This is a genomic window from Micromonospora sp. NPDC048842 (assembly GCF_040649935.1).
Classification (GTDB): domain Bacteria; phylum Actinomycetota; class Actinomycetes; order Mycobacteriales; family Micromonosporaceae; genus Micromonospora; species Micromonospora hortensis.
The window spans coordinates 251,925-273,441 of sequence record NZ_JBEZGK010000006.1 but is presented as its reverse complement, the minus strand read 5'-3'; the positions used below and the strand labels follow the sequence as shown (position 1 = coordinate 273,441).

The 21,517-nt window shown below is 72.6% G+C and carries 20 protein-coding genes and 1 riboswitch; of the genes, 14 read left to right on the top strand and 6 right to left on the bottom strand.

Translation table 11 applies throughout. The features are described 5' to 3' along the window. The first annotated feature begins 14 nt into the window (after positions 1-14). Positions 15-1,289: a glycosyltransferase 87 family protein gene (locus AB0C19_RS11525; RefSeq protein WP_357182988.1), complete on the top strand. Its 1,275-nt coding sequence runs from the start codon at positions 15-17 to the stop codon at positions 1,287-1,289. Here AB0C19_RS11525 and AB0C19_RS11520 read toward each other — a convergent pair. Further along, positions 1,188-1,739 carry a GNAT family N-acetyltransferase gene (locus AB0C19_RS11520; RefSeq protein WP_357182985.1) on the bottom strand — a complete coding sequence of 184 codons (552 nt, stop codon included), beginning with the start codon at positions 1,737-1,739 and terminating at the stop codon, positions 1,188-1,190. The two genes, AB0C19_RS11525 and AB0C19_RS11520, sit on opposite strands and share 102 nt — an antisense overlap. Before the next feature lie 79 nt (positions 1,740-1,818). On the opposite strand from AB0C19_RS11520, the gene AB0C19_RS11515 reads away from it, so the two are divergent. From AB0C19_RS11515 to AB0C19_RS11495, 5 genes are all read left to right on the top strand, one after another. After that, positions 1,819-3,048, top strand: a complete 1,230-nt coding sequence (locus AB0C19_RS11515) for a crosslink repair DNA glycosylase YcaQ family protein (RefSeq protein ID WP_357182982.1) — start codon at positions 1,819-1,821, stop codon at positions 3,046-3,048. A 4-nt stretch (positions 3,049-3,052) separates the two neighbouring features. Further along, complete coding sequence (locus AB0C19_RS11510) at positions 3,053-3,766, top strand: DUF2752 domain-containing protein (protein ID WP_357182979.1); 714 nt, start codon at positions 3,053-3,055, stop codon at positions 3,764-3,766. 975 nt (positions 3,767-4,741) lie between these two features. After that, on the top strand, positions 4,742-5,482 hold the full coding sequence (gene thyX, locus AB0C19_RS11505) for an FAD-dependent thymidylate synthase (protein ID WP_091400425.1): 741 nt from the start codon (positions 4,742-4,744) through the stop codon (positions 5,480-5,482). A 47-nt stretch (positions 5,483-5,529) separates the two neighbouring features. Further along, positions 5,530-6,456, top strand: a complete 927-nt coding sequence (gene dapA / locus AB0C19_RS11500) for a 4-hydroxy-tetrahydrodipicolinate synthase (RefSeq protein WP_330440207.1) — start codon at positions 5,530-5,532, stop codon at positions 6,454-6,456. Positions 6,457-6,508: 52 nt separating this feature from the next. Continuing rightward, positions 6,509-8,197, top strand: a complete 1,689-nt coding sequence (locus AB0C19_RS11495; RefSeq protein WP_357182976.1) for a ribonuclease J — start codon at positions 6,509-6,511, stop codon at positions 8,195-8,197. 79 nt (positions 8,198-8,276) lie between these two features. On the opposite strand, the gene AB0C19_RS11490 is transcribed toward AB0C19_RS11495, so the two are convergent. The 3 genes from AB0C19_RS11490 to AB0C19_RS11480 all read right to left on the bottom strand — a co-directional run bounded on the left by AB0C19_RS11490 (position 8,277) and on the right by AB0C19_RS11480 (position 11,618). Then, positions 8,277-9,365, bottom strand: coding sequence for an LPXTG cell wall anchor domain-containing protein (locus AB0C19_RS11490; RefSeq protein WP_357182973.1), 1,089 nt, complete (start codon positions 9,363-9,365; stop codon positions 8,277-8,279). 124 nt (positions 9,366-9,489) lie between these two features. After that, a complete protein-coding gene (locus AB0C19_RS11485) occupies positions 9,490-11,052 on the bottom strand; it encodes a YbjN domain-containing protein (protein ID WP_357183165.1) in 1,563 nt (520 codons plus the stop codon). Between the two features lie 86 nt (positions 11,053-11,138). Continuing rightward, a complete protein-coding gene (locus AB0C19_RS11480; RefSeq protein WP_357182970.1) occupies positions 11,139-11,618 on the bottom strand; it encodes a YbjN domain-containing protein in 480 nt (159 codons plus the stop codon). 113 nt (positions 11,619-11,731) lie between these two features. On the opposite strand from AB0C19_RS11480, the gene AB0C19_RS11475 reads away from it, so the two are divergent. Next, positions 11,732-14,194, top strand: a complete 2,463-nt coding sequence (locus tag AB0C19_RS11475) for a DNA translocase FtsK 4TM domain-containing protein (RefSeq protein WP_357182967.1) — start codon at positions 11,732-11,734, stop codon at positions 14,192-14,194. A 66-nt stretch (positions 14,195-14,260) separates the two neighbouring features. Here the strand turns inward: AB0C19_RS11475 and AB0C19_RS11470 are convergent, their stop codons facing one another. Both AB0C19_RS11470 and AB0C19_RS11465 read right to left on the bottom strand, forming a co-directional pair. Beyond that, positions 14,261-14,506: a hypothetical protein gene (locus AB0C19_RS11470; RefSeq protein WP_357182964.1), complete on the bottom strand. Its 246-nt coding sequence runs from the start codon at positions 14,504-14,506 to the stop codon at positions 14,261-14,263. A gap of 82 nt (positions 14,507-14,588) precedes the next feature. Next, positions 14,589-14,903, bottom strand: coding sequence for an SMR family transporter (locus tag AB0C19_RS11465; protein ID WP_112586602.1), 315 nt, complete (start codon positions 14,901-14,903; stop codon positions 14,589-14,591). A 60-nt stretch (positions 14,904-14,963) separates the two neighbouring features. Continuing rightward, positions 14,964-15,034: riboswitch (guanidine-III (ykkC-III) riboswitch) on the bottom strand. A 92-nt stretch (positions 15,035-15,126) separates the two neighbouring features. Here AB0C19_RS11465 and AB0C19_RS11460 point away from each other — a divergent pair. The 7 genes from AB0C19_RS11460 (at position 15,127) to AB0C19_RS11430 (ending at position 21,505) form a co-directional block, all read left to right on the top strand. Then, entirely contained in the window at positions 15,127-16,050 is a 924-nt protein-coding gene (locus tag AB0C19_RS11460) for an ornithine cyclodeaminase family protein (RefSeq protein ID WP_357182961.1), read from the top strand. Between the two features lie 80 nt (positions 16,051-16,130). Continuing rightward, complete coding sequence (gene rimO / locus AB0C19_RS11455; RefSeq protein WP_357182958.1) at positions 16,131-17,639, top strand: 30S ribosomal protein S12 methylthiotransferase RimO; 1,509 nt, start codon at positions 16,131-16,133, stop codon at positions 17,637-17,639. A gap of 77 nt (positions 17,640-17,716) precedes the next feature. Then, complete coding sequence (gene pgsA, locus AB0C19_RS11450; protein WP_357182955.1) at positions 17,717-18,307, top strand: CDP-diacylglycerol--glycerol-3-phosphate 3-phosphatidyltransferase; 591 nt, start codon at positions 17,717-17,719, stop codon at positions 18,305-18,307. Between the two features lie 155 nt (positions 18,308-18,462). Then, positions 18,463-18,972 carry a CinA family protein gene (locus AB0C19_RS11445; RefSeq protein ID WP_357183163.1) on the top strand — a complete coding sequence of 170 codons (510 nt, stop codon included), beginning with the start codon at positions 18,463-18,465 and terminating at the stop codon, positions 18,970-18,972. A gap of 218 nt (positions 18,973-19,190) precedes the next feature. Continuing rightward, the gene (locus AB0C19_RS11440) at positions 19,191-19,625 is read left to right on the top strand and encodes a helix-turn-helix transcriptional regulator (RefSeq protein ID WP_030489447.1); all 435 of its coding nucleotides are present in this window, start codon (positions 19,191-19,193) and stop codon (positions 19,623-19,625) included. Positions 19,626-19,823: 198 nt separating this feature from the next. After that, positions 19,824-20,696 (top strand): PspA/IM30 family protein, encoded by an 873-nt coding sequence (locus AB0C19_RS11435; RefSeq protein ID WP_196921622.1) that lies wholly within the window; start codon positions 19,824-19,826, stop codon positions 20,694-20,696. 23 nt (positions 20,697-20,719) lie between these two features. Next, positions 20,720-21,505 carry a hypothetical protein gene (locus AB0C19_RS11430; protein ID WP_091400455.1) on the top strand — a complete coding sequence of 262 codons (786 nt, stop codon included), beginning with the start codon at positions 20,720-20,722 and terminating at the stop codon, positions 21,503-21,505. Positions 21,506-21,517: the final 12 nt, after the last annotated feature.

Sequence of the window (21,517 nt, the reverse complement as noted above, 5' to 3'; positions counted from 1 at the left end):
CGAGGGAGACGACGGTGGCGCAGGGTGCCAATAGGACGACCGCGCAGGTCGTCGGGGTGGTGGTGCTCGCCGCGGCGGTCGCCGGGTTCCTCGCCGTCGCCGCCGTCCGGCACGGGTTCTTCGACCTGAAGGTCTACTACGGCGCGTTGACCTGGTGGGTGCACGACGGCGGGGAGATCTACGACTACCTCAAACCGGGCACCCAGTACGGCTTCACCTATCCGCCGTTCGCCGCGCTGGTGATGCTGCCGATGGCGTACCTGCCGTGGACGGCCGCGATCGTGGTGAGCGTGCTCGCCAGCGTGGCCACCACCACGGTGCTGATCTGGTGGCTGGTCGACCCGATCGCCCGCCGCGCCGGCTGGACCCGGTGGTTCGCCCTCGCCGTGGCGCTCTGCCTGGCCGCCGCGTTCGAACCGATGCGGGAGACGGTCAACTTCGGCCAGGTCAACACGCTGCTGCTCTTCCTGGTGGCGGTGGACCTGCTGCGGCTGCTACCCGCCGGCAACCGGTGGGCCGGGGTGGGCATCGGCCTCGCCACGGCGATCAAACTGACCCCTGGCGTGTTCATCGTCTACCTGCTGGTGACCGGGCGGTGGCGGGCGGCGCTCACCGCCAGCGGCACCGCCGCCGGGGTGTCGCTGCTGGCCGCCGCGCTCTTCCCCGACGCGTCCCGGGAGTTCTGGACCGAGGCGCTGTGGAACACCGGACGGGTGGGCGAGCTGGCCTTCGTCTCCAACCAGTCGCTGCGCGGGGTGGTCGCCCGGCTCGACCCGGAGCACCCGAGCACACTGCTGTGGCTGCTGCTGGTGCTCGGCACCCTGGCGCTCTGGGCCTGGCGTTCCCGGGCCGCCGTCGCGGCCGGCGACGAGGCGACCGGCCTGGCGCTGACCGGCGCGGTGATGTGCCTGGTCAGCCCGGTCACCTGGGTGCACCACCTGGTCTGGCTGCTGCCCGCGTTGATCCTGCTGGTCGACAACGCGATGGCCGCGCCGGCCGGCCGCCGACGGCAGGTCCTGCTGCTCGCCGCGACCATCGGGTACGCGCTGCTGATCAGCCGGACCGTCTGGCTCTGGGAGAAGGACTTCACCGGCGTCGACGGCTTCCTGGGCAGCAACGCCTACGTGTGGGTCAGTCTGGCGCTGCTGGCCTTCCTGCCGATCCGCCGGTGGCTCACCCCGAACGGATCAGCTGTCGAGGCGTCCGGCGTACCGCAACTCGACCAGCCCGACCGGCGGGCCCCCACCGGCCAGCGGCACCTGGTAGGTCGACCGCTCACCGTCCGGTGACAGGCCGGCGCGCTCGCAGAACCGCCGGGCCCGCCGGTTGTCCGCCAGCACCCACGCCCGGTAGCCGGCCCAGCCCCGCTCGGTGAGTCCGCCGCGGGCGGCGTCCAGCAATGCCGCGGCGGTCCCGTCACCCCAGTGGGCCGGCTCCACGTAGAGCGCCACCACCTCGCCGACCGCCGGGTCCAGGTCGTCCCGGTCCTGGTTGCGGCGGTACGGCCCGAAGGTGGTGAAGCCGACGACCAACCCGTCCACCTCGCCGAGCAGCGTGGTGAACGGGTGTTCCGGATCGGCGGTGCCGACGTCGCGACGACGCTGCGCCCAGGCCACCACGTTGAGCCGCCCGAGCACCTCGTCCGGCATGAAGCCGGCGTAGCCCGCCTGCCAGCCGTGCACGTGTACCCGGGCGACCGCCTCGGCGTCGTCCGGCTCCTCCCGACGGATGGTCAGCATTGCACCGTTCTATGCCCCGTTGGTCGTCACGTCCAGCTTCCCGCACCGGCGTCGTACCGATGAATTAAGGTCGCCGACGATGACCGCACCGGAATCACTCTCGCTCGCCCAGGCCCGCCGCGTGGCGCTCGCCGCCCAGGGCTTCGCCGACCCGGCGCCGACGGGCGTGCCCAGCCGCCGGCACCTGCGTCGCGTGCTGGGCCGGGTCGGGCTGATCCAGATGGACTCGGTCAACGTGCTGCAACGTGCGCACTACCTGCCGCTCTACAGCCGGCTCGGCCCCTACCCGACCACGCTGCTCGACCAGGCTGCCTACCGGCGCCCGCGTGAGCTGTTCGAATACTGGGGCCACGAGGCGTCGCTGGTCCCGGTGGAGCTGCACCCGATACTGCGCTGGCGGATGGCCCGGGCGCACAGCGAATCCTGGGGCGGCATGCGGCGGATCGCGCAGGAGCAGCCGGAGTTGGTCGCCTGGGTGCGGGACGAGGTGGCCGTCCGGGGGCCGCTGACCGCCGCCGAGATCGAGCACGACGCCCCCCGCGAGACCGGCAACTGGGGTTGGAACTGGTCGGCGGTCAAGCGGGCGTTGGAGTTCCTGTTCTGGGCCGGGGAGGTCGCCGCCGCCGAACGCAGCACCTCCTTCGCCCGCCGCTACGACCTGCCCGAGCGGGTGCTGCCTCCGGCGGTACTGGCCGCGCCCACCCCGACCGACGCCGAGGCGTACCGGACGCTGGTTTCCCTCGCCGCGCGGTCTCTCGGGGTGGCAGCCGAGCCGGAGCTGCGCGACTACTTCCGGTTGCCGCTGGCCGGCGCCCGGCAGGCCGTCGCGGAGCTGGTCGAGGCCGGTGAGCTGGTGCCTGTCACAGTGCCGGGCTGGCGGCAGCCGGCCTGGCTGCACACGTCCGCCCGGCTGCCCCGCTGGGTGCGGGGCAACACACTGGTCAGCCCCTTCGATCCGCTGATCTGGGAACGGGCCCGCACCGAGCGGCTGTTCGACTTCAGCTACCGGATCGAGATCTACGTCCCGGCCCCACAGCGGGTCTACGGCTATTACGTGTTGCCGTTCCTGCAAGGCGATCGGTTCACCGCCCGGGTCGATCTGAAGGCCGATCGGAAGGCCGGGGTGCTGCTGGTGCCGGCCGCCTGGCTCGAACCCGGCGCCGAGCCGGGGGAGACAGCCGTCGCGCTCGCCGCCGAGCTGTACCGCCTCGCCGGCTGGCTCGGCCTGGACGCGGTGGCCCCTCCAGCGGCCGGCGATCTGGCCGGTCCGCTCACCGCCGCGTTGGCCGGCGTGTCCGGTGTACCGTGAGCGCGTGACGAGCGCTCCCGGACCGGTCGACCAGCCGCACCCCGCCCCCGGCGCGGTCCACACGGCGCCGGCCGACGGTGGTACGGGTCCCGGTGGCTTCAATTCCGCCGGCTCGGGTCCCGCCGGCCCCGGTTCGGGCGGCCCCGGTTCGGGCGGCCCTGGTCAGGGCGGCTTCGGTCCCGCCGGTTCCGGTCCGGGCGGCTTCGGTCCCGGCGGCTCGGGTCCGGAGGGTTGGCCGACGACCCCGCCTGGTGGCTACCCGGCGCCTGAGCCCGACCGGCTCACCCGGTTCGTGCTGCGGCTCTACGAACGTTCCCCGCGCTGGGCGGTGCCGCTGGCCGCGGTCGGCTGCGTCGCCATCGGCATGAGCTACGCGCTGCTCAGCAACCCGACCTACGCCGACCCGGACGCCGCGCCCACCTGTCTGCTCAAGTTGACCACCGGGCTGGACTGCCCGGGTTGTGGTGGCACCCGTGCGCTCTGGTACGTGCTGCACGGCGACCTGCCGGCCGCCGCCCGGCACCACTTCCTGTTCGTCTTCGCGCTGCCGTTCCTCGCGTACCTCTTCGTGGCCTGGGCGGGAAACCAGGCGTTCGGGTGGCGGCTGCCCGAGCTGCGGATCAGCTCGAAGGTCATCGGCGGTTTCCTGGCCGCCTGGCTGGCCTTCTCGGTGCTACGCAACCTGCCCTGGGCGCCGTTCACCTCGCTCTACGTCTGACCGCGCCGCCGTCGCCCGTCCCGGACCTGCCGTCGCCTGACGCGCGGCGACTTGGCCGCGACGCCGTTGCCTCGCGCGCGGCGATCGCCGCCGCCCGACACGCCGCTGTCTGACGCGCCGCCGCCCGACGCGCCGCTGTCTGACGCGCCCCCGCCGAACCTGTCGCCGCCCGACGGGCCCAGTGCTCGGATCCGACCGGCGGGCGGATGTGGGCCTCGGCCGGCATGTGCTGTGTCGACGTCCTTTGGAGCTGATTCGTTTACGACATCACGGGTCCTCCGGTGCCCACGACCCATGATCGACTCGGCATCCAGGAAACCGGGCCATCCACCCGACCCGGAGACCCCGACTTTCAGGAAACCGAGTCGATCACCCACTGAGCAGCCGCACACCCGCGTGCGCGGCGCACGGTTGCCGACGCACCTCGCCCCAATATCGTGCTCGATCCTGGAAGTAGTGGTTTCGGGCGCGCCGGATGGCACTACCTCCAGGATGTTGCGTGATCTTGAGAGCGGAAGCGGCTGCTGAGCCGCTTGGACCGTTCGGGCTAGGGCCGTTCGGGGTTGGGTCGTTCGGGGCCGGATCGCTTGGGCTCGGGTCGCTTGGGCTCGGGCTGTTCGGACGCGGGTCGCTCGGGCGCGGGCGGCCTGGGTCGCTTGGGCTGCTCGGTCCGCTTGGCCCGCTCGAGTCGCTGGGGCACCTGAACGGCGCCCGGGCCTTGGTCGCCGGCTTTGGTGACCCATCCGCCAGGGCTGATGTCGCCAACGATTCAGCTCCAGAGGACGCCGACGGCACTGTCCGCCCCGGCCCCGTCGACGACGCCCGGACCCCGGACCCCGGACCCCGGACCCCCGACCCCGGCCAACGCCTTGGGCATCGGCGGGTTCGGCGTTGTCTGAGTGATCGACATTGCACGGGGCGCGCCTGAGTTGGGTCGGGCGGCACCCCACCACTAAAGTCCCAGGAATGCCGGACATGGTGCAGCCCCAGGTCAAGTTGATCGCGTGGACCCAATTCGCGGCCCCGGACGACGTGCCGTGGTCGACCGACGCGGAGGGCGGCCAGGCGCTCGCCGAGTTCGCCGGTCGGGCCTGCTACCAGTCGTGGAAGAAGCCGAACCCGGCGACCGCCACCAACGCCGGCTACCTGGCGCACATCCTCGAAGTGGGCCACCTGAGCGTGCTGGAGCACGGGTCGGTCACCTTCTACTTCACCGGGGTGTCCCGCTCCTTCACCCACGAGCTGATCCGGCACCGGCACTTCTCGTACTCCCAGCTGTCGCAGCGCTACGTCCCGGAGCGGGACGCGGCCATGGTCGAGCCGGCCGTCATCGCCGACGACCCGGAGCTGCACAAGAAGTTCGTGGAGGCCGCCGAGGCGAGCGTTCGGGCGTACACCGAGTTGTTGGAGGGCCTCGAGCAGCGCTTCTCCGACGAGCCCAACCCGACGCTGCGCCGTAAGCAGGCCCGGCAGGCTGCCCGCGCGGTGCTGCCCAACGCCACCGAGACCCGGATCGTGGTCTCCGGCAACTACCGGGCCTGGCGGCACTTCATCGCGATGCGGGCCACCGAGCACGCCGACGTGGAGATCCGTGAGCTGGCCGTGGAGTGCCTGCGCCAGCTCCAGGGGGTCGCCCCGAACGTGTTCGCCGACTTCGTGATCACCACGTTGCCGGACGGCACCGAAGTGGCGGCCAGCCCGCACGAGGCGTCCTGAGCCCTTCCCCGGCGGGCCTCGGCTGGTCGTCCGCTAGGTTGGAGGGTATGACGCACGACCACCTCGACGCCGCGGCCCGACCGGCGTCCCGCCCCTTCGGCCGGCTGCTCACAGCCATGGTGAGCCCGTTCACCCCCGACGGTTCCCTCGATCTCGACGGCGCCGCCCGGCTGGCGAGCCACCTGGTCGACGAGCAGGGCAACGACGCGCTGGTGGTCAATGGCACCACCGGCGAGTCGCCGACCACCACCGACGCGGAGAAGGAACACCTGATCCGGGCCGTGGTGGAGGCCGTCGGTGACCGCGCCAAGGTGGTCGCGGGCGTCGGCACCAACGACACCCGGCACACCATCGAGCTGGCCGCCGCCGCCGAGAAGGCGGGTGCGCACGGCCTGCTGGTGGTCACCCCGTACTACAACAAGCCGCCGCAGAGCGGGTTGCTGCGACACTTCACCGCGGTGGCCGATGCCACCGGCCTGCCGGTGATGCTGTACGACATTCCGCACCGCTCCGGCGTGCCGATCGACACCGAGACGTTGGTCCGGCTCGCCGAACACGGCCGGATCGTCGCGGTCAAGGACGCCAAGGGCGACCTGACCGCCACCAGCTGGGTCACCAGCCGCACCACCCTCGCCTTCTACAGCGGTGAGGACGCCCTCACCCTGCCGGCGCTGGCCGTCGGATGCGTGGGCGTGGTCGGCACCTCGACGCACTTCACCGGGGCGCTGACCGCACAGATGATCGAGGCGTACGACGCGGGGGACATGCCTACCGCGCTGGCCCTGCACCGGCGGCTGCTGCCGCTGTTCACCGGCATCTTCCGTACCCAGGGCACCATTCTGGTGAAGGCGGGCCTGGCGTCGCTGGGCCTGCCGGCCGGCCCGGTGCGACCCCCGCTCGTGGACGCCACCGACGACGAGATCGCCCAGCTGCGCGCGGACTTCGCGGCAGCGGGCCTGGAGCTGCCCGAATGAACGAACGACACGATGGACGTCGAGTAACGGCGTCGCAGAATGAGGTGGACGCGTGACCGAGGCGCACATCGAGGCGGAGCTACCCCCGCCGCTGCCGGAAGGCGGCCTGCGGATCATCCCGCTCGGCGGGCTCGGTGCCATCGGTCGGAACATGACCGTCTTCGAGTACGACGGCAAGTTGCTGATCGTCGACTGCGGGGTGTTGTTCCCCGACGTCGAGCAGCCGGGTGTGGATTTGATCCTGCCCGACTTCGGTCCGATCCTGGACCGGCTGGCCGACGTCCAGGCGATCGTGCTGACGCACGGTCACGAGGACCACATCGGCGCGGTGCCGTACCTGCTCGCCCACAAGCCCGACATCCCGCTGGTCGGCTCACAGTTCACCCTCGCCCTGGTCGAGGCGAAGTTGGCCGAGCGGCGGATCCAGCCGTACACGCTGACCGTGCGGGAGGGCGGCCGCGAGCGGCTCGGTCCGTTCGAGTGTGAGTTCTTCGCTGTCAACCACTCGATCCCGGACGCCCTCGCGGTGGCCATCCGCACCCCCGCCGGCCTGGTGCTGCACACCGGCGACTTCAAGATGGACCAGCTGCCGCTGGACGGCCGGATCACCGACCTGGCCGGTTTCGCCCGGCTCGGCGCCGAAGGCGTCGACCTGCTGCTGTCCGACTCCACCAACGCGGAGATCCCCGGTTTCGTCACCCCGGAGCGGGAGATCGGCCCGGTGCTCGATTCGATCTTCGCTAAGGCCAAGGGTCGGATCATCGTGGCCTCGTTCGCCTCGCACGTACACCGCGTGCAGCAGGTCTTCGACTCCGCCGCCGAGCACGGCCGCAAGGTCGCGCTGATCGGCCGGTCCATGGTCCGCAACATGGGCATCGCCCGGGACCTCGGCCTGCTCAACATCCCGGCAGGCCTGGTCATCAGCATCGACGAGGCGACCACGCTGCCGCCGGACGAGATCGTGCTGATGTCCACCGGTTCCCAGGGTGAGCCGATGAGCGCCCTGGGCCGGATGGCCAGCGGCGACCACCGGCACATCACCATCGCTCCCGGTGACACCGTCGTGCTGGCCTCGTCGCTGGTGCCGGGCAACGAGACCTCGGTCTACCGGGTGATCAACCGGCTCGCGCGGGCTGGCGCGGTGGTCGTGCACAAGGACGTGGCCAAGGTGCACGTCTCCGGGCACGCCCCCGCCGGGGAACTGCTCTACCTGCTCAACGTGGTCCGGCCCAGCAACCTGATGCCGGTGCACGGCGAGTGGCGCCACCTGCGCGCCCACGCCCGGCTCGGCATCGACTCCGGGGTCGCCGCCGACCGGGTGGTGATCTGCGAGGACGGCGACGTGGTCGACCTGGTCGAGGGCCGCGCCAGCGTGGTGGGGCACGTGAAGAGCCGGTACGTCTACGTGGACGGCCTCGCCGTCGGTGACGTCAGCGAGTCGCTGCTCACCGAACGGCGGATCCTCGGTGACGGCGGTTTCATCGCCACCACGGTTGTCGTCGACTCGGTCACCGGCAAGGTGGTCGCCGGCCCGACGCTCTCCGCGAAGGGCTTCTCCGAGGATCCGGAGGCGTTCAACCCGGTGGTGCCGCTGGTCACCGAGGCGCTCAACCGGGCTGCGGCGGACGGCATCACCGACCCGCACCAGCTTCAGCAGATCGTCCGGCGGACAGTGGGGCGGTGGGTCAACGACAAGTACCGTCGTCGGCCGATGATCGTGCCCACCGTCGTCGAGGTCTGACCGCACGCGTCACGATGCCCGTCCGCACCTCGTGTGCGGACGGGCATCGTCGTCTCACGATTGGGCCCGCCGTTCTGGGTCAGTCGCGCTGGAGCCGGCGTCGCAGTAGCAGCAGTCCGCCGCCGAGGGTCAGCAGTGACACGCCGATCAGGCCGTACGCGACGGTGGTCGTGCCGGTGCGCGGCAGTTCCGTTGCCTCCGGGGCGGGCGTGGCCGGTGCCGTGGTCGCTGGCGGGGTCGGGTCGGCCGGTGGCGCGGTGGTGGCCTCGCCGCCTCCGGATCCGCCGCCGGCCAGGCGGAGCGTCACCGAGGTGTCCTGGTTGGTGTACCGGTTGGTGGGCGCGAGCCAGAGCCGAACGCTCTTCGTGCCGCCAGTGGCCGCCACCCGTACGTCGAAACTGTCGGTGGCGCCGTCCGCGAGGCGGCGCTCGCGCAGGATCTCGCAGCCCACACCGTTCATCCGGCCGCTGTCGGAGCACCCCGGTGCGGTCACCCGCACCCCGTCCGGGGTGGCGACGTTCAACGAGTACCCGCCGATGTCGAACGTGCCGGTGTTCGTGACGAGCACCCGGATGGTCGCGGCACCGTCGACGACCGGGCCGGCGGCGGCCCGTAGCCGCAGTGTCGTGGGGTCCGGCCAGTTGATCCGGAAGTCGGTGGGTCGGTCGGCGCGGCCGGTGGCGTCCTGACCGGCAACGGAACCCCACTCGGCCACCCCGAAGACCGGCTGCGCAGCCGATGAGGTCACCGTCAGGCGGTACGTCCGATCGCCCCCGGCGGGCAGTTCCGCGCCGCCGCAGACCCAGGTCCTCGTCGCACCGCCGCCGGCCCGGCAGCCGCCGCCAGCGGTCAGGTCGGCGTCCTGTGGCAGGCGGAGCACGAAGAAGCCCTTCGCCGCTGCCTCACCGTGGTTGACGACCTTGACCTCCAGCGGGCCCGACGGGTGCCACGGGTCGCCGCTGAGGAAGGCGATGTCGGCCCGTGCCAGGATCGTCGGTGCGGCGCTCCCGGCCGTCGTGCTCGGCGAGACGGTCGGCTTGGCAGGGGCGGCACCGGCAACGGTCGGGGCGGCGAGGGCGGACAGGGCGGCGAGGGCGGACAGGGCGGCGAGGGCGGACAGGGCGAGTACGGCGGCACCGAGAATGCCGGACCGGAGCGGGCGGTTCATGACGACTCCCGAGGGGTTGCGGTGGGGCTGACGGCGATACCACCTCGGTGCCGTACTCCCGGTTGCGAGCTGTCGGATGTCGTGCAGTCGCGCGTCAACTGCAACCGTTGGCGCCTCTTGCGAATCAGGGCAGCGCGGCGACAGCCTCGGCGTACGCGATGCCGGTGGCGATGGCGGCGTCCATGAGGACCCGTAGCTGCGCCGGGGCGACCCCGTGCGCCAGGTCGGTGGCCACGTCGCCGGCCAGCACCAACTCGTCGCCGAGGTCGTGCGCGTACGCCTTGGGCAGCAGCCGGTCGTGGTTCCAGGCGTTGCAGAAGGCGTACGCCTCGGCGCGGCGGGCCGCCGGCAGCCGGCGGTTGGCCATGGCGCGGGCGTGCAGCACCTCGCCGCGCTCACCGGCCCGCCGGAACTGGATCACCGTCCCCTCCCAGTGGCCGACCACTGTCTCGCCCTCGTCCACCAGGTACCGGTCGCCGCGCCCGTCCAGGATCCCGGTGATCATGTCGAGGGAGAGCGCCGACAACTCGCGTTCGCCCAGCTCGGGCTCGGCGTCGGCCTGGACGTCGGCCCGGTCGGCGTCGGGCTCGTCGTCGCTGGGCAGCGGCACCGGCGCCGCGAGCGGGCGCTCGGCCAGCCAGGCGGCCATCCGTCCGGAGTGGTGCCCCGTGCCGTTGCGCGCGTCGAAGCTGCCGGCCAACTCGTTGGCAACCCCGAGCAGCAGCGCCCCGAGCGTGGCGACGTCCAACTCGGTGGCTGTTCGCTCGCCGTACGCCGGTCGGGGCATCGTCCGCCCGCCCAGCCCTGCGTCGGCGGCCAGCCCGCAGACCAGTGCCCCGGCGGCGGCGAACTCCATGGCGGCGAGATCGTCGGTCGGCTGGTCCAACCGGGGCAGCTGCTCGGCCAGAATGGCCAGGCCCCGCTCCAGGTGCCCGCCCAGCGCGCAGAACCGCAGGTGCGCGGCGAGGTGCGGGAACGCCGCGCGCTCCCGCCGGTGCCGGCGGTACGCCCGCACGTGCGCCGTCGCCGCCCGCGCTGGCTCGCCGGTGCGCAGTGCCGGCAGTAGACCGGCGACCAGGTTCCGCTCGGGCTGGTCGGTGCAGGACCGCGGGTCGCCGTCGGTTTCCCCGAGCTCGCTGACCGCCGCGTGCCACTCGCCCCAGCCGGCCAGCAGCTCGGCGCGCCGGGCGGAGGCGCAGCCCGGGCAGCCGCCGGCCGGGCCCGGCCGCTTTCCGGACCATCGCTCGTACCAGTGCCGGGCGGTGGGCTCGTCGCCCAGGTGATCGGCGATCCGGCAGTGCAGCTCCGCGACTGTCGGTGTGTCCGGACCATCAGCGCCGACGCGGTGGGCCAGGTCGTGCAGCAGGGACCGGGTCTGGTCCAGCCCGACCCGGGGGGTGCCGAGCAGCGCCTCCACCGCGTACCGCTGGTAGCGCAGCAGCAGCCCGGTCTCCGTCTCGGTGAGCAGGTCGGGCCGGTGGTCGGCGGCGGCCCGGCAGCGTCGAACCGGCTCGACCAGACGCCACCGCTCCCCGTGCAGCAGGTACGCCTCGATCAACGCGAACCGCGCGTCCATCCCGGACCGGACGTCGCCGGCCGCGTCGGCGCGCTCGGCGAGCCGCTCCAGGGCCACCTGCCGGGCCGGGCCGTCGGGGAGGTCCCGGGCCTCGGCGAGCGCGGTCTCCAGCGCCGGTACGCGGCCCCGCGCGAGGCGGTCACCGGAGCCGGTGCGTGGCGTGCCGGTGCGGCTGCCGGTGAACTCGTCCCGGCCGGTCACGACGGCACCGCGCCGGGCAGTCGGCGGACCGCCACGGCGAGCTGGCAACCGGTGGAGATGCCACAGTCGAGCAGTTGGTCGAGCTGGTGTGGGGTCACGCCGCGTTCCAGGTCGGCGATCACCTCTCCGTACACCCGGGCCCGACCGTCGTCGGCGACGTGGACGAACGCCTTGGGCCAGAGCCGGTCGTGGTTCCAGGAGTTGCAGAACGCGTAGAGGTCGGGCACCCGTTCGATGCCGAAGGTCGGATCGACCATGGTGCGGATCTGGAGCAGCTCGCCGTCCCCGCCGACGCGGAGGAACCAGATCAGGTTGTCGTCGAAGGTGCCCACCAGCTCGCCGTCCGGGGTCGGGCCGACGGAGCGGCCCCGGGCAGCGAGCACCGCGGCGACCAGTTCACCGGTCAGCGGACGCAGCGCGCCAGGGTGCCCGGCCAGCGGATCGTCCGGATCGCCTTCGATTCCCGGCGACGCCATGGGGCATCCCTTCTGAGGCGGATATCACGACCGGCGGTGGGGTTCGTGTTACGACGCGCGGACACGACCCGGAAAAGCGGGGATCTGCCCGGCCCCACCGTTACCGTGACTCTATGGCGGGCCGTACCTCTCAGGCGAGCCGGCGGCGCGGCGCGTCGCCGCGCGGTGGCACCAACAGTCGTGCCCGTCAACCGGCGAAGAAAACCACGCGGGCACCGGTACGACGTCGCACCACGCCGCCCCGGCCCGGCCCGGCGGTCTACGTCGGTCGTGCGGTGGGTGCACTGTGGATGGGGCTGGCGCACGGGATGGGCTGGGCGGTGCGGGCCGCTGGCCGGCAGGCCGCCTCGGCCCGCGACCTCGACCCGGAGCACCGCCGCGACGGTGCCGGGCTGCTCATGTTCGGGCTCGCCCTGCTCAGCGCCGTGGCGCTCTGGCTGTCCGGTGCGGGGCCGGTCGGCGCGCGACTGGCCGACACGATCCGGCTGTTCCTGGGCGCGATCTCGGTTGTCGTACCGGTGCTGCTGATGATCGGGGCGTGGCGGCTGATGCGTCAGCCGGCCGATCCGGAGCACCGGGGCCGTGGGTTGATCGGCTGGGGTTCGCTGCTGGTGTCGACCGCCGCGCTGCTCCAGATCGGTCAGGACCCGGTTGACCCACTGGAGCGTGACTTCGCCGGCGGTCTGGTCGGCGCGGGCGTCGGTGGGCTGCTGGAGCGGGCGGTGACCGCCTGGGTGGCGGTGCCGCTGCTCGTCCTGCTGCTGCTCTTCGGCCTGCTCGTGGTGACCGCGACGCCGATCAACAAGATCCCGGAGCGGCTGGGCCTGCTCGCCGGTGGGCTTGTCGGCGGCGCACCGGAGGTGGATGAGGAGGCGGACGAGGTCGCCGCCAAGCCGGCCCGCAAGCGACCGGCGAAGCGGATGCCCGCGCCACTGGACCCGGACGACTTCGAGGACCTGGACGGCGCGGACCTCCAGGAGACCATGGTGCTGCCGCGCAAGTCTCCGGCGAAGGTGCCGGCGAGCCGCAAGCCGTCGGTCGAGCCGCCGGAGCACTCGCCCGCCCCGACCCGGGCCGAGCAGCTCGCGTTGACCGGGCTGGCCGGTGACTACACCCTGCCGCCGGCCAACATGCTCAGTGCCGGGGCCGCCGCGAAGACCCGCAGCAAGGCCAACGACGAGGTGATCGCCGCGCTGACCGGCGTGTTCGACCAGTTCGACGTGGACGCCGCGGTCACCGGCTTCACCCGTGGCCCGACAGTCACCCGCTACGAGGTGGAGCTGGGGCACGGCGTCAAGGTCGAGCGGATCACCCAGCTGTCCCGCAACATCGCGTACGCGGTGAAGTCGCCGGACGTACGGATCCTCAGCCCGATCCCGGGCAAGAGCGCCGTGGGCGTGGAGATCCCGAACACCGACCCGGAGAACGTGGCCCTCGGCGACGTGCTGCGCTCGCGCGCGGCGACAAGCGACCACCACCCGATGGTCGTGGCGCTGGGCAAGGACATCGAGGGCGGCTACGTGGTGGCCAACCTCGCCAAGATGCCGCACATCCTGATCGCCGGCGCCACCGGCGCGGGCAAGTCGAGCTGTCTCAACACGCTGCTGGTGTCCATCCTCACCCGGGCCACCCCGGACGAGGTGCGGCTGCTGCTGATCGACCCGAAGCGGGTCGAGATGACCGGCTACGAGGGCATCCCGCACCTGGTCACCCCGATCGTGACGAACGCGAAGAAGGCGGCCGACTCGCTGGACTGGGTGGTCCGCGAGATGGACATGCGCTACGACGACCTCGCCGCAAACGGGGTCCGGCACATCGACGACTTCAACCGCAAGGTTCGCAGCGGCGAGATCAAGGCCCCGCCGGGCAGCGAACGCGAGATGCGTCCGTACCCGTACCTGTTGGTGATCGTGGACGAGCTGGCCGACCTGATGATGGTCGCGCCGCGCGACGTGGAGGACTCGGTCGTCCGGATCACCCAGCTGGCCCGGGCCGCCGGCATCCACCTGGTGCTGGCCACCCAGCGCCCCTCGGTCGACGTGGTGACCGGTCTGATCAAGGCGAACGTGCCGTCCCGGCTGGCGTTCGCCACGTCCTCTCTCGCGGACTCCCGGGTCATCCTCGACCAACCGGGCGCGGAGAAGCTGCTCGGCCGTGGTGACGGGCTCTTCCTGCCGATGGGCGCCTCCAAGCCGGTCCGGATCCAGGGCGCCTGGGTCACCGAGCGCGAGATCGCCGACGTGGTGAAGTTCTGCAAGGACCAGCGTGAGCCGGAGTTCCGCACTGACGTGCTGGCCCCGGCGCAGGAGAGCAAGAAGAAGATCGACGAGGACATCGGCGACGACCTGGACCTGTTGGTGCAGGCGGTGGAGCTGGTGGTCACCTCGCAGTTCGGCTCGACCTCGATGCTGCAACGCAAGCTGCGGGTCGGTTTCGCCAAGGCGGGCCGCCTGATGGACCTGATGGAGACCCGGGGGGTGGTCGGGCCGTCCGAGGGGTCGAAGGCGCGCGACGTGCTGGTCAAGCCGGACGAGCTGGACGAGGTCCTGACCGGCCTGCGCGGCGACGTGGACTGACCGACAGCCGACCCCGGACGCGCGACGGGCCCGCCGGAATCCGGCGGGCCCGCGACGGGGGAGTGGTCAGTTGTTGATCAGCGCGGTGAAGACCACCAGGCTGATTATCGCGGCGACGACGCTGGCCGCGGCGGCGTACCAACCCAGCGGCTTGTCACCGAGCACCGCGCCGACGACGCCCGCGATGACGCCGAGCACGCCGAAGATGATCGGGTTGAGCAGCAGGGCCAGGACCGCGAAGACGAAGCCCACGATGGTGAGGATGCGGGCGGCGTTGCTGCGGGGACGGGCGGTGCTCGGCATGTCGGCCATGTCTTCCTCTGGGTGAGAGCCTGTCGTGACGAATCGATCACTACCCACTGTGGGCGCTGGCCACGCCTACCGACGAAGCACCTCAGTGGAAGATCTTGAGACCGATCACGCCGGCGACGACCAGCAGGAGGCAGAGGATCCGGGGCAGGCTCGCCGACTCGCCGAGCGCCAGCATCCCGACCAGCGCGGTGCCGACCGCGCCGATGCCGACCCAGACCGCGTAGCCGGTGCCGACGGGGATGTCCCGGAGCGCGTACGACAGCCCGGCCATGCTCAGCAGCAGGGTCACCACGAACACCACGGACGGGACCAGCCGGCTGAAACCGGCGCTGCGGTCCAGGGCGATCGCCCAGGCCGTCTCCAACAGTCCCGAGATCACCAGTACGAGCCAGGCCATCGTTCACCTCACCGGAAGCGCCCGGGCTGCCGCGCCGGGACGAGTCGAGTCTGCACGTCACGCGGGGCGTCTTGGCCTGACCGGGTACGCCCACCACTCGTCCGGAGCGGCCACGAGCATCCGGCCGCCGATGCCGACGCTAGCACCGACCCCGGTGGTGGGGCGGTGACCACCACCACGGTCCGTTGACCTCTACCTGACTTCAACTTGCAGTATCGCCACCATGACCATGCTCTACGCCGACCCCGAGGTCGCCGCCGCGCTGGACGCCGCCACCACTGTCGACGCCATGCGCGCTGCCCTCCTGGCCGCGTACGAGGGACGCCTGATCGCGCCGCCCCGGGCCGCCGCACCGCTGGGCGGCGGGCGGATGGTGCTCACCGCCGGGCACCTGGTCGGCGAGTGGTACGGCTTCCGCTCGTACGACACCTTCGGTCACCCGCAGGGCGAGCAGTTGGTGGTGCTGCACGACGCACGGACCGGGGCGATCCGGGCGGTCGCCGTCGGCGAGGAGTTGGGCTCCCGTCGTACCGGGGGGTTGGGAGGCCTCGCTGTCGACGCGCTGGCGCGTCCCGACGCCGCCAGCCTCGGGGTGATCGGCTCCGGCCGACAGGCGTGGACCCAGGTCTGGGCCGCCGCAGCGGTCCGCCCGTTGCGCGAGGTGGTGGTGCACAGCCGCTCCGCCGCTCGCCGGGAGGCCTTCGCCGCTCGGGTCCGTGCCGAACTGGGCGTGCCGGCCCGTGCGGCGGCCGACCCGGGCTCGGCCGTGGCCGGACGGGACCTGGTGGTGCTGGCGACCACCAGCCCGACCCCGGTGCTCTGCGCCGCCGACCTCAGCCCCGGCACGCACGTCAACGCTGTCGGTTTCAAGCAGCGCGACCGCAGCGAGTTCGGCATCGACCTGCTGGACACCGCCGACCTGCTGGTCACCGATTCACCGGCCCAGGCGGCGGACTACCAGCCGCCGATGCTCGCGGCCACACCCCCGTACGCCGGGCGGTTGCGCGACCTGGGCGGCATCCTGGCCGGCGCGGTCCCCGGCCGGACCACAGCGGATCAGATCTCCGTCTTCTGCTCCACCGGCCTGGCCGGCACCGAGGTGTTCCTGCTCGACGCGCTGACCCGGGTTGGCGCCGAGGCACGCTGAGCGGAATGACGTTCGCCTCCGTGTCGACCGTCTCCGCAGCCCGCGTGCGCGGGGTTACCCGGCCGGCCCGGTACCCTCGGATGGTGTCTGCCACCTCTCCTTCTCCCGCTGACCACGCCGAGGGCCGTCGCGTCGCCCTGCTGACCCTGGGCTGTGCCCGCAACGAGGTCGACTCGGAGGAGCTGGCCGCCCGCCTGCACGCCGACGGCTGGCAGGTGACCACCGACGGCGAGGGCGCCGACGTGGTGGTCGTCAACACCTGCGGTTTCGTGGAGAAGGCCAAGCAGGACTCGATCCAGACCCTGCTCGCCGCCGCCGGAACAGGCGCCAAGGTGGTCGCCGCGGGCTGCATGGCCGAGCGGTACGGCCGGGAGTTGGCCGACAGTCTCCCCGAGGCCCAGGCGGTGCTGAGCTTCGACGACTACCCCGACATCGCCGCCCGGCTGAACGCCGTCGTCGCCGGCGAGCAGATCACCGCGCACACCCCACGGGACCGGCGCGAGCTGCTGCCGCTGACCCCGGTGCAGCGCCGCGACAGCAAGGTGTCGCTGCCCGGCCACAGCACTGTGAGCCGCACCGTCGTCGACACCGACGAGCACACCCCGGCACACCTGCGCCAGGTGTTGCGCCGGCGGCTCGACACCGGTCCGGTGGCCTCGCTGAAGCTGGCCAGCGGCTGCGACCGCCGCTGCGCGTTCTGTGCCATCCCGGCCTTCCGCGGGGCCTTCGTCTCGCGTACCCCGGACGAGCTGCTCGCCGAGGCGGAGTGGCTGGCCAAGACCGGCGTACGGGAGCTGGTGCTGGTCAGCGAGAACTCCACCTCGTACGGCAAGGACCTGGGTGACCCGCGTGCCCTGGAGAAGCTGCTGCCGCAGCTCGCCGCCGTGACCGGCATCGTCCGGGTGCGGGCCAGCTACCTTCAGCCGGCCGAGACCCGGCCCGGGCTGGTCGAGGCGATCGCCACCACCCCGGGCGTGGCACCGTACTTCGACCTGTCGTTCCAGCACTCCAGCGAGCCGGTGCTGCGTCGGATGCGGCGTTTCGGCTCCACCGACCGGTTCCTTGAGCTGCTGGCGAGTGCCCGCGCCCTGGCCCCGGACGCGGGCGCCCGGAGCAACTTCATCGTCGGTTTCCCCGGCGAGACCCGCGCCGACGTCGACGAGCTGGTCCGGTTCCTGACCGAGGCCCGGCTCGACGCGATCGGCATGTTCGACTACAGCGACGAGGACGGCACCGAGGCCGCGGGCCTGCCCGGCAAGGTCTCCGCTGCGACGATCAAGCGGCGCTACGACCGGCTCAGCGCCCTCGCCGACGAGCTCTGCTCGCAGCGGGCCGAAGACCGGCTCGGCTCGACAGTCGAGGTGCTTGTCGACTCGATCGAGGACGGCGTGGTGGAGGGCCGGGCGGCCCACCAGGCGCCGGAGGTGGACGGTTCCACCACCCTGGTCGCCCCGGCCGAGGGCGGGGTCGACCTGGCCGCGCTGCGCCCGGGCGATCTGGTGCGCGCAACGGTGACCGGCACCGAAGGGGTGGACCTCCTCGCTGTGCCGGATGAGATGATCTCGGCGGCGCCCGGCGCGGCACGGTGACGGCGGGCCCGAGCGGAGCGGGGGACCCAGGTGGTGCGGTGCCGGGAACGCCACGGCGGCCCGAGCGGAGTGCGGCGGTGACCGGGGCGACGGAGTCGACGCCGGCCCGGGTGGTGGCCGTGGTGCCCGTCGTCAACGCGGCCAACGCGTTGACCGCCCTGCGGCTGGTGCTGGTGCCGGTCTTCGGCGCCTCGGTGATCATGTCCGGGATGACCCATTCCGGTTGGCGGATGGCGGCCTGTCTGATCTTCGCGGTGGCCTCGGCCACCGACCTGGTGGACGGCTGGATCGCCCGCCGATTCGGGCTGGTCACCTCGGTGGGCAAGGTGGCCGACCCGATCGCCGACAAGGCGCTGACCGGCGCGGCGCTGGTGCTGCTCTCCTGGTACGACCAACTGCCCTGGTGGGTGACAGCGCTGATCCTCGTCCGCGAGCTGGGCATCACCGGGCTGCGGTTCTGGGTGATCCGGCACGGGGTGATCGCCGCCAGCCGAGGTGGCAAGGTCAAGACCGCCCTCCAGATCCTCGCCATCGCCTGGTACCTCTGGCCGATGCCGGCGGCGCTCGCCGCCGTCGGCCCCTGGATCATGGCCGCCGCCGTCCTGGTCACTGTCGCCACCGGCTTCGACTACATAGCCCAAGCCCTCCGCCTCCGCCGCCCCCGCTGACCCTGCCCCCCGGGCCTCCGCCGGCCTCCGCCGCTCCCCCCGTTGATCATGAGGTTGTTGCCAGTCGGGGCGGCGTGTCGTGACGCTAACTTCATGATCGACGCGATTGGGTTGGGGTTGGGGGCAGTTTGGTGGGGAAGGACGGTGGGGTGTCGGTGAAGGGTGCTGAGTCGGTCGGTGTCGAGGTGGGCAGTGCGGCGGCGGGGGTTGTGCACCGGCTGGCCGAGCGGCACGAAACCCTGGCCACCGTGGAATCGCTCACCGGTGGGTCGCTCGCCGCCTCGATCGTGAACATCGCAGGGGTCAGCGGGATCTACCGGGGTGGCCTCGTGGTCTACGCCACCGAGTTGAAGGCGACGCTTGCTGGCGTACCGGATGACCTGCTGTCCGAGCGAGGACCGGTGGACCCGGAGGTGGCTGCGGCGCTCGCCGAGGGCGGCCGGCAGCGGTGCGGCGCGGACTGGGGGCTGGCCACCACGGGGGTCGCCGGCCCAGAGCCGCAGGACGGGAAACCCGTGGGCCTGGTCTACGTCGCTGTCGCCGGCCCGGACGGCGGCGAGGTCCGCCAGCTCGACCTGGGCGGCGGGCGGGACCGCGTCCGAGCGGAGGCGGTGGTCGAGGCGCTGCGGTTGCTCTCCGAGCGACTGGCCGCCGCGACCTCGTGAACGCCGGGGCCGAAGGGTCAGAGACACCCGAGCCGACGTCACACGGGCAGCGGCGCGCCCCGGTGAGCCCGTCCCGACGAACCGACGGGCGGGGCGGGATGTCGCCCGGGCCCGCAACGGGTACGGTTGCGGGAAGGCTCCGACGTTCGGGGTCGGCGCGGTCCGCCGCGACCGGCCGCCCAGCGGCGGGCGCGAGGTATCCCTCAGGGGGAGGTGCGATGATCCTGCTACGCCGGGTGATCGGTGACGCACTGCGGGCGCGCCGGCAGGGCCAGCAGCGCACGCTGCGTGAGGTCTCCACCGCCGCCAACGTCAGCCTCGGCTACCTCTCCGAGATTGAACGCGGGCACAAGGAGCCGTCTAGCGAGCTGCTCGCCGCGATCTGCGACGCCCTCGGCGCCCGCCTCTCCGAGCTGCTTCTTGAGGTGAGCGACACAGTGGCGCTCGCCGAGCAGATGCCCGGGGTGCTCGTCTCGATGCAGGACGAGCCGGCCGACGCCGCAGCCAAGAGCACCAACCGGGGTGTCCGTCAGGTCACCTCCGACGGCAAGGTCGCTGTCTCGGTCCGCCAGGACTCGCCGCTCAAGGCCACCCTGCGCAGCACCCGGGTCCGCCCGACCGAGCGCGACCGGGACGTGGTCTGCGCGGCCTGAGCCGCCGATCCAGTTGACCATGGGCGGGCTGGCCCCGGCCGCGTAGGGTTGCTCGCAGGAGCCGCCGGTGCTGTCGACCGCCCGGTACGGATGCCTCGTTGGCGTTCGGCTGGGACGATGGAGACCGACCGGTCACTGTCGGTCGGTCCAGTCGGCCCGGCCGTGGTGGAGCGACGCTACTGAGGGGATACCGCGGAGATGGCGAACCCGTTCGTCAAGGGTTGGAACTACCTGATGGCGCTCTTCGGTGCGAAGATCGACGAGCATGCCGACCCCAAGGTGCAGATCCAGCAGGCCATCGAGGATGCCCAGCGGCAGCACCAGGCGCTGGTTCAGCAGGCGGCCGCGGTGATCGGCAACCAGCGTCAGCTGGAGATGAAGCTGTCCCGGCAGATGACCGAGGTCGAGCGGTTGCAGGGCAACGCCCGGCAGGCCCTGGTGCTCTCCGACCAGGCCCGGGCCAAGGGCGACGAGGCCGAGGCGGTGCGGTTCGAGCAGTCCGCGCAGACGCTCGCCAGCCAGCTCGTCTCCGCCGAGCAGGCCACCGAGGACCTGAAGACCCTGCACGACCAGGCGCTGGGCGCCGCCGCCCAGGCCCGCCGAGCGGTCGAGAACAACTCGATGATCCTCCAGCAGAAGCTCGCCGAGCGCACCAAGCTGCTCAGCCAACTCGAGCAGGCCAAGATGCAGGAGACGGTGGCCCGCTCGCTGGAGTCGATGTCGTCGCTGACCGCGCCCACCAACACCCCGTCGCTGGACGAGGTGCGCGACCGGATCGAGCGGCGGTACGCCAACGCGATGGGCCGCGCCGAACTGGCCGGCAACTCCGTCGAGGGCCGTATGTTGGAGATTCAGAAGGCCACCATCGACTCGGCCGGCTCCGCCCGGCTGGAGCAGATCCGCTCCAGCATGGCGGGGGAGCAGCTCGGCGGCGCGGCCCAGCGGCCGGCAGTGCCGCAGGCCGAGAAGGCTGGCCCGGCCAATGACCCGACGGCCGCCGCCCGGCTGGACGAGCTGCGCGCCAGCATGGCTCGCGAGCGGGGCACCGGCGACCCGACCGCCGCCGGCTGAACGACCGGATCGAGGGGGTCACTGTGGCAGACGAGCGGACACGGTACTTCCGGAGGCTGGGTCGGCTTCGCCGATCGGCCCGACGGTGGAGCGTGCTGGCCGGTGGGCTCGGCGGCGCGGCAGTGGTGCTGACTCCGTACGCCGGCCTTGGTCTGCCCGACGCGGCCTGGGCCGGCGCTGCGGGCAGCGCTGTGGCGCTCGCCGCCTGGCGCTGGATCGACGTGCGCGCCCTGGCCGCCCAGCCGGCGCCTCCCGCGCTCGACCCGGCCGAGGCGGCGGCCCGGTCGCGGGCCCGACTGATCGCCGCCGTCGAGCGGCTGCCGGTCGGCCCGGGGGTGCTGGCCGAGGTGCGCCGGGTCCGCTCCCGGATCGCGCTGCGCGGCACCAGCGCCGGAGAGCAGTGGGCCCGACTGGACCGGGCGGCGCTCACCCTGGCCGGGATGGCGCCCCGGCTCACCGGGCTGGCCGAGCCGGCGGTGCTGGAGGCCGCCGCCGCCGACCGCTCGCTTCGCGACCTGGCCGCGCGGGTGGCCAGCGTCGAACGGGCGCTGCGGCTGGCCCCGGCCGACGCCCGACCACCGCTGGCCGAGGCGCACGCCGCGCTGACCGCTCAACTGGAGGGCGGGGTGGCGGCGTACGAACGGCTGGTGGTCGCCGCCGCCGGTTACCTGGCCGAGGACTCCCGACCGGAGACCGCCCACCCGGCCGCCGACCGGCTCACCGAGGCGACCGACCTGCTGCACGGGGTCGCCGGGGCCCTTGCCGAGCTGCGGGCCGTCGGCACCCCGCTGCGCGCGCCGACGCGCTGACGGCGCACGCCG

What these genes read in the sequence shown, in the direction of transcription:
- AB0C19_RS11520 (WP_357182985.1), bottom strand. Translation starts at nt 1,739, where the DNA reads ATGCTGACCATCCGTCGGGAGGAGCCGGACGACGCCGAGGCGGTCGCC.
- AB0C19_RS11515 (WP_357182982.1), top strand. Translation starts at nt 1,819, where the DNA reads ATGACCGCACCGGAATCACTCTCGCTCGCCCAGGCCCGCCGCGTGGCG.
- thyX (WP_091400425.1), top strand. Translation starts at nt 4,742, where the DNA reads ATGGTGCAGCCCCAGGTCAAGTTGATCGCGTGGACCCAATTCGCGGCC.
- dapA (WP_330440207.1), top strand. Translation starts at nt 5,530, where the DNA reads ATGACGCACGACCACCTCGACGCCGCGGCCCGACCGGCGTCCCGCCCC.
- AB0C19_RS11490 (WP_357182973.1), bottom strand. Translation starts at nt 9,365, where the DNA reads ATGAACCGCCCGCTCCGGTCCGGCATTCTCGGTGCCGCCGTACTCGCC.
- AB0C19_RS11480 (WP_357182970.1), bottom strand. Translation starts at nt 11,618, where the DNA reads ATGGCGTCGCCGGGAATCGAAGGCGATCCGGACGATCCGCTGGCCGGG.
- AB0C19_RS11475 (WP_357182967.1), top strand. Translation starts at nt 11,732, where the DNA reads ATGGCGGGCCGTACCTCTCAGGCGAGCCGGCGGCGCGGCGCGTCGCCG.
- AB0C19_RS11470 (WP_357182964.1), bottom strand. Translation starts at nt 14,506, where the DNA reads ATGGCCGACATGCCGAGCACCGCCCGTCCCCGCAGCAACGCCGCCCGC.
- AB0C19_RS11465 (WP_112586602.1), bottom strand. Translation starts at nt 14,903, where the DNA reads ATGGCCTGGCTCGTACTGGTGATCTCGGGACTGTTGGAGACGGCCTGG.
- AB0C19_RS11460 (WP_357182961.1), top strand. Translation starts at nt 15,127, where the DNA reads ATGACCATGCTCTACGCCGACCCCGAGGTCGCCGCCGCGCTGGACGCC.
- rimO (WP_357182958.1), top strand. Translation starts at nt 16,131, where the DNA reads ATGGTGTCTGCCACCTCTCCTTCTCCCGCTGACCACGCCGAGGGCCGT.
- AB0C19_RS11440 (WP_030489447.1), top strand. Translation starts at nt 19,191, where the DNA reads ATGATCCTGCTACGCCGGGTGATCGGTGACGCACTGCGGGCGCGCCGG.
- AB0C19_RS11435 (WP_196921622.1), top strand. Translation starts at nt 19,824, where the DNA reads ATGGCGAACCCGTTCGTCAAGGGTTGGAACTACCTGATGGCGCTCTTC.